This window comes from Synechococcus sp. R5-12 (assembly GCF_047502655.1).
Lineage (GTDB): Bacteria > Cyanobacteriota > Cyanobacteriia > Thermostichales > Thermostichaceae > Thermostichus.
Genome location: NZ_JANSIM010000225.1, coordinates 15262 through 27008, shown reverse-complemented (window position 1 = coordinate 27008; position 11747 = coordinate 15262). Strand labels below are relative to the sequence as shown.

At 59.3% G+C, this 11747-nt stretch carries 13 protein-coding genes; 4 read left to right on the top strand and 9 right to left on the bottom strand.

Features of this window, described 5'->3' with window-relative positions:
- Nucleotides 1–48 precede the first annotated feature (48 nt).
- From NW843_RS11580 to NW843_RS11570, 3 genes are all read right to left on the bottom strand, one after another.
- Entirely contained in the window at nt 49–1164 is a 1116-nt protein-coding gene (locus NW843_RS11580) for a glycosyltransferase family 4 protein (protein WP_414383974.1), read from the bottom strand.
- A 139-nt stretch (nt 1165–1303) separates the two neighbouring features.
- Nucleotides 1304–1444, bottom strand: a complete 141-nt coding sequence (locus NW843_RS11575; RefSeq protein ID WP_414330515.1) for a hypothetical protein — start codon at nt 1442–1444, stop codon at nt 1304–1306.
- Between the two features lie 131 nt (nt 1445–1575).
- The gene (locus NW843_RS11570) at nt 1576–2307 is read right to left on the bottom strand and encodes a M50 family metallopeptidase (RefSeq protein WP_414344389.1); all 732 of its coding nucleotides are present in this window, start codon (nt 2305–2307) and stop codon (nt 1576–1578) included.
- A 176-nt stretch (nt 2308–2483) separates the two neighbouring features.
- On the opposite strand from NW843_RS11570, the gene NW843_RS11565 reads away from it, so the two are divergent.
- Complete coding sequence (locus tag NW843_RS11565) at nt 2484–3110, top strand: class I SAM-dependent methyltransferase (protein WP_414523013.1); 627 nt, start codon at nt 2484–2486, stop codon at nt 3108–3110.
- An 86-nt stretch (nt 3111–3196) separates the two neighbouring features.
- Here the strand turns inward: NW843_RS11565 and NW843_RS11560 are convergent, their stop codons facing one another.
- The 4 genes from NW843_RS11560 to NW843_RS11545 all read right to left on the bottom strand — a co-directional run bounded on the left by NW843_RS11560 (nt 3197) and on the right by NW843_RS11545 (nt 6997).
- Nucleotides 3197–4024, bottom strand: a complete 828-nt coding sequence (locus NW843_RS11560) for a thiazole synthase (protein ID WP_041436737.1) — start codon at nt 4022–4024, stop codon at nt 3197–3199.
- 32 nt (nt 4025–4056) lie between these two features.
- Nucleotides 4057–4254: a sulfur carrier protein ThiS gene (gene thiS / locus NW843_RS11555; protein WP_414357500.1), complete on the bottom strand. Its 198-nt coding sequence runs from the start codon at nt 4252–4254 to the stop codon at nt 4057–4059.
- Nucleotides 4242–5504 (bottom strand): FAD-dependent oxidoreductase, encoded by a 1263-nt coding sequence (locus NW843_RS11550; protein WP_414523012.1) that lies wholly within the window; start codon nt 5502–5504, stop codon nt 4242–4244. Before NW843_RS11550 ends, thiS begins: the two co-directional genes overlap by 13 nt.
- 416 nt (nt 5505–5920) lie before the next feature.
- A complete protein-coding gene (locus tag NW843_RS11545) occupies nt 5921–6997 on the bottom strand; it encodes an ABC transporter substrate-binding protein (protein WP_414523011.1) in 1077 nt (358 codons plus the stop codon).
- Between the two features lie 571 nt (nt 6998–7568).
- On the opposite strand from NW843_RS11545, the gene upp reads away from it, so the two are divergent.
- From upp to NW843_RS11530, 3 genes are all read left to right on the top strand, one after another.
- On the top strand, nt 7569–8258 hold the full coding sequence (gene upp, locus NW843_RS11540) for a uracil phosphoribosyltransferase (protein ID WP_011433955.1): 690 nt from the start codon (nt 7569–7571) through the stop codon (nt 8256–8258).
- 270 nt (nt 8259–8528) lie between these two features.
- Nucleotides 8529–9413, top strand: coding sequence for a mannosyl-3-phosphoglycerate phosphatase (locus NW843_RS11535; RefSeq protein ID WP_011433954.1), 885 nt, complete (start codon nt 8529–8531; stop codon nt 9411–9413).
- Entirely contained in the window at nt 9400–10107 is a 708-nt protein-coding gene (locus NW843_RS11530; protein WP_414523010.1) for a tetratricopeptide repeat protein, read from the top strand. Before NW843_RS11535 ends, NW843_RS11530 begins: the two co-directional genes overlap by 14 nt.
- 75 nt (nt 10108–10182) lie before the next feature.
- Here NW843_RS11530 and NW843_RS11525 read toward each other — a convergent pair whose 3' ends face one another.
- Nucleotides 10183–10335 carry a hypothetical protein gene (locus NW843_RS11525; protein ID WP_414523009.1) on the bottom strand — a complete coding sequence of 51 codons (153 nt, stop codon included), beginning with the start codon at nt 10333–10335 and terminating at the stop codon, nt 10183–10185.
- A 63-nt stretch (nt 10336–10398) separates the two neighbouring features.
- Nucleotides 10399–11601 (bottom strand): LptF/LptG family permease, encoded by a 1203-nt coding sequence (locus NW843_RS11520; protein WP_414523008.1) that lies wholly within the window; start codon nt 11599–11601, stop codon nt 10399–10401.
- Nucleotides 11602–11747 lie beyond the last annotated feature (146 nt).

Here is an 11747-nt window from a genome sequence, read left to right as displayed (position 1 = left end):
TTTCAGTATAGTTGAGCTTATTATTGACTAGAGTCATGCTCCGCACCGCTAATCGGCGGCAATAACAGCCCGGTAGTAGCCTTCCAACTGTTGGGTGGCTGCCGACCAGCTCCAACGTTCTGCCTCTTGGCGGGCTTGCTGTCGGAAGAGCTGTCGCTGCCCGACGCTGCTCAGGAGTTGCTGGGTAACCTGGACAAAGTCGCTATCCGAATTGGGATCGAACAGAAAGCCATTGCGCCCACTGTCCACCACATCGGTAATGCCACCGCAGCGGGGGGCGATCACCGGACAACCGGCAGCCATGGCTTCCAACAGAACCAGCCCCAAGGTCTCGGTGCGGGAGGGGAACACGAACAAATCCGCCGAAGCAAAGGCCGCTGCCAGAGACTCCCCCTGCAGATAGCCCGTAAACACCACATCGTAGCCGGCAAAATGTTGCTCCAGGGATCCCCGCTCTGGCCCATCCCCCACAATAGCTAGGCGCGCCTGCGGGATCCGCTCTAGCAACACCCGGATCCGCCCCACTTCCTTCTCAGCCGAAAGCCGTCCCACGTAGAGCAAGAGAGGCCGTTCCGGTTGCCCCGCCGTGAGCCGAGCCCGCATTTCTGAACTGGCCGCCTGGGGATGAAACAACTCCGTGTCCACTCCTCGCTGCCACAGCTGCACCCGCTCAATGCCGTGGGCGCTCAGCTCCTGCATCATGGCCGTCGAGGTGCAAAGATTGACCCGCGCCAAATTGTGCCCCAGCTTCAGGAGATTCCACAAAACCCCCTCCAGAAAGCCCAGCCCATAATGCTGCAGATACTTCGGCAGATGGGTATGGTAGGAGGCCACCAGCGGGATCCCCATCGTCTGGCTGTAGTAGAGGCCCCCCAGTCCCAAAACTGCCGGGTTCACCACGTGGATCACATCCGGTCGGAAACGGCTGAGCAACTTGCCGATGGCCGGGCCAGGGGCAGCCAGCTTCAACTCTGGATACAGAGGCAGCGGCATCCCCGGGATCCCGTAGACCCGTGCCCGTGCAAACCGCCGCGGGGCTCCCCGGGGCGCGACGATGAGCACCGAGTTACCACGAGCGGTTAGGTGACGCACCGTGTGGCAGAGGCGGGTAACGATGCCATCCACCTTGGGCAGAAACGTCTCCGTAAATAGGGCTATGCGCATCAGGGATCCCAAGCCTACTGTTATTGCTCCGCAACGCTGCTGCGACCGCGCTACTCGGACGGAGCCCTTAAAGACTCTAGAATGAGTGTTGCACAAAACGGCAACGCTGCTACGACCTCCGTCAGCAGACTCAAGTACCTCATTCCACCGGTGCAGAGTAGGGCATCGGCTCAGGTTCGGTGAAAGTCTGCACCTGGCTTTGGCCCAGCGTGTCTGCGGCGGTTTTGCTGATCAACAGTAGGGTCGCCGCCAGGGCCAGCCCAATAACATCCCGCCACATGCTCCACTCCTCAGCTCCTCACTCCTCTTGCCCATTACTGTAGCGGCGGTTTTCTCGACTGGGCAGTGATGGAGGACGGATTTTTGCGTGACACAAATCACTGCCAAAATTGCGGCTTTGCCCCCCGCCGGTTAGTCTCGGAACGTCAGTTGCAAGCTGGTTATCAGCAGCACCAAAGAAGATACCGCCATCACCCCTCCCCAAAACCAGTAGGGCAAGAACAAGTTTTGGGCAATTTGGCTGGAATCGGAGTGGATCACCTGCCCATTGATCACGGCAGAGGCCGTAAACAAGTAGTCGAGCTGGTGGTAGGTGCTCACACAGGCCTGCACCCCCAAAAACTGTGCGGCAAAGCCCCGCAACCAAGGGGAAGCCCAGCAGCCCACCGCCAAGATCCCCAGCCCAATAGCCGGGATCAGCAACAGGCCAAATAGAGAGCGCACCCAGAGCACCGCCGACAGCAACAGCAGGGATCCCAAAGCCAACAACCCCAACTGGGCCGTACCTTGACGACGAGAAGCCAGGATAAAAACCGCCCCGGCCATTGGGGGCCCCATTGGCCCACCGGCGGCCACCAAAGCTCGACCCACCGGCCCCAAAAACAAGTGCCCACTGTGAAAGGCCAACCCCGACCCGTCGGGATAGATCTCCAGACGATGAAACTCCCCACCCAACAGCACTGCCGTCAAGCCGTGGCCCATCTCATGAAACCAGGTGGCCAGAATCGTAAAGGGGTAGAGGATATAGTTGCCCCAGGGGAGCTGCCAGAGCAAGACCGTCAGACCTGCAGCAGCCACCAACCAAACCAAGCTGTGCCGGCCAGGTTTCTCGGAAGGGGAGGGAGGCAGCTCAAACTGAGTCATAGAGCAGCAGTGGGTAGACAGAAAAAAGCCTAAAACGCCTCGTCTTCTTAGACGACTGCCGGCAGAGGAGAGTTCCAAGCCAACCCCGAGAAAATCCAGAAAAACATATGTCTCAAACCAGTTTGCAATGGATGTAGGTCAGGTAGGCTGAAAAAGACTCTGAGGGATCCCTGGCGATGGCCACCTTCCTGCGGGATTGGAGCTATCAATTTCCTTGGCTTTACCGCAGCATCAGCCGCGGGGCTGCTCTGGCGGTGGGGGGATACGAGCGGCTGCGGAAATTGCCCCTACAAGGGATCCAGATTCATCCCCAGGAGCGGGTGTTGGATCTCTGCTGTGGCCCAGCTGAAGTAACCCCACTGTTGGCGGAGCTGAGCCAGCAGGTGGTGGGCCTGGATGCTTCCCCCAAAGCTCTAGCGGCAGCCCGCAAACGCCTTCCCCAGGTGGAGTTTGTGGAGGCCTTTGCCCAAGATATGCCCTTTCCCAATGCCAGCTTTGATTGGGTGCATACCAGCTTGGCTCTGCACGAATTGTCCTTCGCCGACTTGGAGCAGGTGCTGCGGGAAGTGTGGCGGGTGCTCAAGCCGGGGGGAGGACTCTTGATCCTGGATCTGCATGCGCCTCGGCAACCCCTGATCTGGCCTGGTCTGGCCCTCTTTCTGGCCCTTTTTGAAACCGAGACCGCTTGGGAGCTGCTCAAGCTGGATTTGCCCGAGTATTTGCATCAGCAGGGGTGGCAGTCCATCCGGCAAACCTTGCACGCTGGGGGAGCCCTACAGGTGATCCAAGCCCATTCGCGATAGCAGCCTGCCGAATGAGCTGCTCAACGCGCTCCACACTACTGACGAAAACCAAGAGAGATGGCAACCCTAAACAGGCCCAAAAGACTCTAGCCTTGATGCCAGAAGGGGGTGCCAAGGACGGGCGTACTGGGCTGAGCTGTTTCCTGAGGGATCATGGCCCCGGCCAGGTAGGCTCGGCGGCCTGAGCGCACCGCTTCTGCAAAGGCCTCGGCCATGGCCACCGGATCCCGGGCCAAGGCCACCGCCGTGTTCAGCAGCACCCCGTCGAAGCCCCACTCCATCACCTGGCAGGCATGGGAGGGCAGGCCCAAGCCGGCATCCACGATCAGCGGCGCCTCGATCCGCTCCCGCAGCAGGCGCAAGTTGTAGGGGTTGAGGGGGCCTTTGCCGGTGCCGATGGGGGCCGCCCAGGGCATCACCACCTCACAGCCAGCATCCAAAAGCCGCTGGCAGAGCACCAGGTCGTCGGTGCTATAGGGCAGCACCTTAAAGCCGCGCCGGACCAGCTCAGCAGCAGCAGTGGGCAGTTGCACGGGATCCGGCTGCAGCGTGTAGTCATCCCCAATCAACTCCAGCTTGATCCAGTCGGTGCCGAACACCTCCCGCGCCATCTCCGCCGTTGTGATCACCTCCTGCACGCTGTGGCAGCCGGCGGTGTTGGGCAGAACTGGGATCCCCATCTTCTGCAACAGAGCCCAGAACCTCTGGGAAGTTTCTGGCCCCAGTGCCCCTTGCCGCCGCAGAGAAACCGTCAACAAACAGGGCTGCGCGCGCGCCACCGCCTGCTCCAAAATGGCTGGCGAAGGGTAGCGAGCCGTACCCAACATCAGACGGCTGGGCAACGGTTGGCCATAGAGCACCAAAGGATCCTCATCGGCCAGAGTTGAGGGAGAGCAATGGAGAAGGGTGGACATGGCTGAGGCAGATAGAAAAGCGGACTTGAGCGCTAGCCGCCGGCAACCGGAGCGACGATCTCCACCTGGTCGCCTTCTTGCAGACGAGTTTGCTCGTATTGGGCACGTGGCACAAACTTCAGATTAACCGCTACCGCGAAAGGGCCGCTGGCCCCCACCTGAGCCACTGCTTCGGACAAAGTGGTGCCTTCCGGCAAATCGTAAGGCTTCTGGTTGATCAAGACACGCATGGCGACAGGGACTCACCGGAAAGAGGGGCAGCCTGCACCTGAAAGGGGATCCCAAGCTGCTGAGCCAAGCGACAACTGCCCTGGTGAAGATACTCCAAGACAGCATCGTGGATGGCCGGGGAGATCAGAAAGCCATGGCGATAGAGGCCGTTGATCTGCAACAGGCGAGGTGAGCGCTCCACCACGGCTGGCAGGTTATCCGCCAAGGTGGGACGACATTGGCTGCCCAATTCCAGGATACGCGCTTCGGCAAAGGCAGGATGTACGGCGTAGGCGGCGCTGAGCAACTCCAGGGCGGAGCGGACGCTCACCGGCGAGCGATCCTCAGATTCGATTTCAGTGGCCCCCACCACAAACACCTGACCCGGCTTGGGAGCGATGTAGATCGGATAGCGAGGATGCAACAGCCGGGTTGGGCGCCGCAAAGAGACTTCTGGGGCATACAGGCGCACCACCTCACCCCGAACTCCGCGCAGCAGTTTTTGCCCGCCCCATTCTTTTTGGGATCCCAGGCCGCGGCAATCCAAAACCCACCCACCGGTTTGTTGCTGCCAGGCTTGGGCCTGCTTCAGATCCCAGGGGCAACCCCACTCCACCTCCACCTCGTGCTGCCGCAACTTGGCCAGCAGAGCCGACAACAGTTGGCGGTTGTCCAGTTGGCCCTCTTGGGGAAGATACAGGCCCTGCGCAAATCGCCCGGCTACCGATGGCTCCAGCTCGGCCAGAGCCTGAGCATCCAGAGGCTGGGGCTTAGGGAGAGCGGGAAGGCGCTCCACCACAGCGGCCAGCAGGGACGAGAAACGTCTGGCTTCCCCGGCATCTTGGCGGTGCCAGAGGATCAAAGTGCCCTCCTGCTGAAAGAAAACCGGCTCTGGCAGGCTGGCCAGAAGGGCGGGCCAGCGGGAGAGGGCATAGTACCCCTGGGCCACCACACTGGCTTCGGCGACGGCGGACTCGGCCAAAGGAGCTAGCATAGCAGCGGCAAAATGGGCAGCGCTGCTCTCAGGAGCAGTGGCCGCCTCCACAATGCGGACAGGATGCCCAACCTCGACAAGGCTGGCGGCCAACAAACGCCCCATCAGCCCAGCCCCGAGGACAAGGATGGGATCCCGCTGCGCTGCCCAAGGCCAAGTGATCCCTGCCGCGTCAGCGGCGGGGAATGAGCCCGTCAGACTGGCTGGCGGGTCTGGCGGAGAAGAGGAGGGTGAAAGGGTCAAAGTGCCCTGCGCTGCTGACACAATGGATTCCATACTGGATCCCATGATAGGCTTTCCAGCTCGGCGATGAATCTGTTCCCACCTGTGCCTGCATTTGTTGATGGAGTGCTGGGCCAAGCTTCGCTGGAACGCCTTTTCACTTGGAGCTTTTTGTTTGATCTCGCTGTTGGTCTCCGGGATCCGTCTGGGGGTGCCGGTGTTGCTGGCGGTGTTGGGGGAGGTGATCACGCAGTGTTCTGGCATTCTCAATTAAACCGGAATGAAACATTTCCCTCTAGCCCCCTTCTCCCTCTGAGAGAAGGAATGGGGGTGAGGGCAGTGGCGCGGAGCGTTTAGGGGGTGTCTCAATCTAGTTTGAAATGACTATAGTTCCCCTCTCCCTTGGTGGAAGAGGGGCTGGGGGCGAGGGGGGATCCCTTGGGCTGAGAAGCGCCAAGGGTGGAAGTCCGTCAGGCAGTGTAGTAGGCAGTGCCTTTATTGACGAAGCCCAGTGTGTAGGCAGCCCGGTAGTTGATGGTTGGCTCAAATACGCCGGCCACCGTCATGCTGTCGAAGAAGTCTTGCCAGCGTTTGTCGGTCATGGCGCCAATGCCTTTTTCTAACGCATCGCCGGACAAGATGATGCCGTACTCCTGCAATTTCTCGAAGCTATAGGCCAACTGGGCATCGGTCATTTCCGGGTTGTCCTGCTTGATCAAGCGATAGGCCGGACGGGGATCCTCCAAGAAGCTGTACCAGCCTTTGATAGAGGCATCCACGAATCGCTCCACCAAGTCGGGCTTGGTTTCCACCAGTTGGCGACGGGTTTCGATGGTGGTGGCATAGGGTTTGTAGCCCAAATCCGCCAGGAGGAAGACCACCGGCTCAAATCCCCCTTCCCGTTGGATGGCAAAAGGCTCGGATGTCAGATAGCCTTGCTGAGCTGAGCTGGGATCCGCCAAAAAGGGGCCGGGGTTGAAGTTGTAGGGACGAACCTGATCGTCGGTGAAGCCAAAGCGGGCCTTTAGGTAGGGCCAGTAGGTGGCAAGCCCCCCTTTCGAGACGAAAATGGGCCGGCCCTTGAGCTCTTCAAAGCGCTGGGTGCCGGGGTGGGTCATGATGATCTGCGGGTCTTTCTGGAAAATGGCTGCCACACACACCAAAGGGATCCCTTCTCGCACGGCATTGATCACCCCTGTGCTTCCTCCCATGGCAAATTCGGCAGCTCCACCGGCCAAAACTTGGGTGATGTTGATGCCGGGGCCACCCATCTTGATGGTTACATCCAGGCCATGCTCGCGGTAGATGCCGGTCGCCACCGCCTGATAGAAGCCGCCGTGTTCCGCCTGAGCATACCAGTTGGTAGCGTAGGAAACGCGATCCAGGCCGGATCCCTGAGCCACGATCAGGGTGGGAGAGGGTTTGCGCTGAGCTTGGGCGCCCCCTGCCGCCAGCAGACCGCCCCCAAGGGCTGCGGCCCCCACTTTGAGAAGCTGACGGCGGCTCAGAGCCTTGGTGTTCGAGTCAGAGGGTTGAGACGAAGCCATAATCCATTCTCCCTAAGCTAATCCTTGCAAGGTGTGAGGGGGCCAAAGATGCAGGTACAGCCTATTGAGGGGCTACGGATACGGTTGTAAACCTACTTGTTCTAAACCTCATCGGAGTCAAGCCTCAGAAACACGATGTTTTGTATCCCTTAAGTTTTGTATCCCTTAATTTGTGAACAGGCTGTAACTTGCGACACCCCATTAAGCCAGAAACCCTTGGACAGAGCGGTATCTCCGGCTACCGGTACTTGCAGACGAGATCCGCCGGCATTGGGTTCCATCGGCGGGAGGCCAAGCTGCCCTGGGGCCAGCACCTCAGTTCGCAAATGGCAAGAGGAACAAAACCCGAAACCAGCCTTGCCCTGGTCTATCCCAAACCTGTAGCCACCGAACATGACCGGCGCTCGAAGTAGCCTGCAGATCTCATTCTGCCGCAATCTTGCTGGGTCAAAGAGCCCCACCCCTTGAGCATTTGCCGGAGCTGTTGGCAATTTATCCCCGGTCGGGATGGAGTTGCGGCCAATTGGAGAGCTTGCTTTCTAGAGCTTGCTTTCTGCTAAGGCAACCCGCTATGCTACCGCCCAGATTGAGGCATTCTCCCGTGGCAAGTCAGCAGCTTCGTGTCTATGTCCCCCCTCACCCGCTCATTAAGCACTGGCTAACCGTGGCTCGGGATGCGGAGACGCCCATGCCCCTGTTTCGCACGGCCATGTCGGAGCTGGGCCGCTGGCTAACCTATGAGGCGATGCGGGAGTGGATCCCCACCCAAACCGTTCAGGTGCAAACCCCTTTGGAACCCGTTGCCGCAGAGGTCATCGCGCCGGATACCCTGCTGGGCATTGTGCCTGTATTGCGGGCTGGCTTGGCGATGCTGGAAGGCTGTCAGGCCCTTTTGCCCCAGGCGCGGATCTTTCACATTGGCATGGTGCGGGATGAGGAAACGCTGCAGGCCAGTTGCTACCTCAATCGCCTTCCAGAGCGGATCCCTGAACAGATGCGCATTCTCATTCCCGAGCCGATGTTGGCCACCGGGGGCACGCTGCTCTGGGTTTTGGATGAGCTAAAAAAACGGGGGGCGGATCCCAGCTTGGTTAGAATTGTCAGCGCATTGGCAGCGCCCCCAGGGTTACAGCGGTTGGGATCCCACTACCCGATGGTGCAAATCTTCTGCGCCATGATTGACGAGCGGCTGAACGATCGAGGATTTATCTTGCCCGGGCTGGGGGATGCAGGGGATCGTGCCTTTGGCACAGAAAACTAGCCACTGACCCACTCAATCTGTCTGTCTTCTCTGCTGCTGGTTTTTGAGCCAAGATCTTCGGCGACACACGCATTCTGTAGTGCTCAATCGAGCTTTTACCACTTCTGGCGCACGGATTGCCCATTCACCCAGATGCTTTGAGGGAGAGCATTTGGGGCTAACCCCCCTCAGGTTGGTCAAGCTATTGGATCATAGGTACTGTAGGACGCTTCAGCCGGTCGTGCTGCTTGAAATTTTGACGGGGCCAGCGCCTTTCCCTTTCCTGCGCCTATGCGACTTGTCCTTACCAGTTTGGATGGCAGCTTGCTGGATCTAGAGTTCAACAGCTATGGTGCTGCCCGACAAGCCTTGGCTGCCCTAGAGCGCCGCTCCATTCCCTTGGTGCTCTACAGCCTGCGCACCCGCGCTCAACTGGAACATGTGCGGCGGCAGTTGCGCCTGGAGCATCCGTTCATCTGTGAGGATGGCTCTGCCGTTTACGTTCCCGAGCATTACTTCCCGGCGGGCATCCTAGACGAGCAGTGGCAACACCGACCGCCCTACTACGTGTATGCTTTGGGTCTGCCCTATTCTCGCCTGCGCAGCATCCTGCAACAGGTGCGTCAAGAGTCCCACTTGGATTTGATCGGGTTTGGGGATTGGACTGCCTCTGAGCTGGCCGCTGCCACTGGGATCCCTTTGGAAGAGGCAGAGCGGGCGCAGCAGCGAGAGTACAGTGAGATTTTCAGCTATTCCGGGGATCCCGAAACCCTGCGGGAAGCTTTTGCCCAGCAAGAAGCCAACCTCACCCAACATCTGCTGCGGGTGCGTCAGCTTCACTTCTCTAGCCTGCCGCAATGGTATCTGACCGGATGGATGCAGCCAACGATGGCCGCAGAACCCAATTGGTTACCGGGGGAACAGGCGGTGCAGCGGCTGCTGGATTGCTACCAACGGCATCTGGGCCCTATCAAAGCTTTGGGCATTGGGTGTTCCCCGCCAGATGTGGCCTTTTTGCGATGGTCGGAACAAAAAGTGGTGCTTCCCAGCCCCATTGCGGATAGTCTCTGGAGTGAGGCCCTGCCTCAATGGCAATTGGCTCAGCTCCCCGGCCCAGAGGGGTGGAATGAAGTGGTGTTGATGTGGTTGGAGGAAACAGATCATGGTGATGAATAGGCAGCAGATTGGTCGTCAGGCTGTACCCTTAGGCCTGAAAACGGTGGGGTGCCTGCTGAGCTTGGCGGTGGCCATGCCTGCCCACGCGCAACCGCCCATGACCCTACTGACAGGAGAACCGACGGTCGCCCAACTGAAGGAAGACGGAGCCCGCTACCTGCAGATGGGCTTTCATACCTTGGCCATCAACGCCTACCGGAGCGCGATTGAACTGGAAGAAAAAACCTTGGTGCTGCCCAGCGAACGGGATCCCGACGTGCCTTTCAACCTCGGCTTGATCTATGCCCGTCAAGGCAAGCTGGCGGAGGCCCGCGCCGCCTTTCAGCGCTCGGTGGAGGTGGATCCCAGTGGCTTTAAGGCTCGCTATCAACTGGCCTTGGTGGATCTCAAGCTGGGGAACCTGGTCGCTGCCAAAGAGCAGCTCACCCTCTTGGCCCATGCCGCCAGCAACCATCCCGAAACCCACAGCCATATTCAAGCTCTGCTGGCCACTCTGGAGTCTGTGCCCCTGCCCGGCCAACAAGGGAAAAACCCGGCTCGTCCTCCAGCCGTCGAGTCAGAAGCCGCCAAGCTTTTGCTCGAACCTCAGAAAACAGAAACAGCCGCCCTGCCAACTGCGACTGAAAAGAAAGGGCCAGAGGAAGAGAAACCCCTCTCGCTTCTGCAGCGGCTCCGCCAACAGGAGCGGGACTAGTTCTCTCTCGGCCCAGACTGACAACCCATGAAGGCATGTAGCTGGATGCCAGGGATCCCGTCACCGGGCCTTGGGCTAGGCTCGCCCCTTTTGGGGATCCGACTGAGAATCTTCGGGCTGGGGCCCTTTGGTGGTGAACACCGTGGTGAACATCATCAGCATGCCTCCCCCCAAAATCAGCAGGGCCAATCCTCCGAACATCCAATTCATCCAGGCTTGGATTTCCATGGGGGGCTCTCCAGAATGCATAGGCAACCCTGATCCTACATCTGGAAAAACGGTGCCCAGCAGCTATTGATTGGCTCGGTAAAGCAACCCCAGCCCTACGGCGGCACAGATCAAGTTGGGCAACCAAGCCGCCATTGCTGGCCCCAGCGTCCCAATTTGTCCCAGCGCCTGGGTGATGAACAGCAGCACATAGAAGGCAAAGATAATCAGCACACTGATGCCCAACCCCAAAGAGGAACCGGTGCGCTGCGGGCGCAGCCCCAAAGGCACCCCAATCAGGGTAAACGCCAGACACGCGAAAGGAATGGCATACTTTTGGTTGAGGCTGACCTGCAGACGGCGCACCCGTTGCAGATCTCCAGAACTGGCGATCACCTCGATGTAATGCTTCAGCTCCCGAATGTTCATTTCCTCAGGGCTGCGAATCTCCTGAGCCAGCTCCAGCGGCGCGCGAGGCAGACGCAACTCCTGCCGGCTGAAGGTGGCAATGTTGCTGTAGGTGCCATCCGGAGAAACGATGTAGTTGGTGCCATCCTCAAACACCCAAAGATTCTCTTGGGGATCCCAGCGCCCCCGCTGGGCCAGCAGGATTTGGTTGAGCGCTTCGTTGGAAAAATCCAGGACGATAATGCCGCGCATTTGCTTTCCATCGAAGCTGCGGGCGTAGAACTGACGGGTTAGCCCTTGTCGCCGGGAAAAGGTGCCGTCTGGCTCAGGCATGAGGATCTCGCCAAATTCTTGGTAGAGGATATTCTCCCGCCGGAAGTCCGGATCCCGATTTAAAGCTCGATTCAAAGTCGTGGCCGCTTGGCGATTGCTCACCGGCACCACCAGCTCATTGAACAGAAACGTTAACGTCGTCACCAGCAAGCTGAGGACGAGGGCAGGCACCATGAGGCGGTAAAGGCTCACCCCGCATCCGCGCAAGGCCGTGATCTCGTTGTCGGCAGACAAGCGCCCATAGGCCAGCAACGTCGCCAGCAACATGGACATCGGGAACGTCAAAACGATGATCCCCGGCGCCCGCAGCACGAACACCTGCAAGGCTGCTGAAATCGATAACCCTGCCTCCACCACCAGGCGCACCAGCTCGAACAGGGATCCCACCGCCATCACCAAGGTTGTGAAAGCTCCCACCCCAAAGAGAAACGGCAGCAGCATCTCCGAGAGGACATAGCGATCCATCAGGCCCACCGCGCAAACGAGGGAGAGCCTGTGGTCAGGCCGCTCGCGGGAACGGGCAGGAGGGAGAGAATGAAGTTTCACGCAACCCAAGGAAGTAGTAGGCAGGACAGCCGAAGGCTGCTAACGACTCTAGACCGGAACACTGGGCAATGAAAGGCTATCGCCCTCCTTTCTCAACCTAACCCGCCTATGATCGACCCCAAGTAAGCTCAGGCATAGAATTGGGC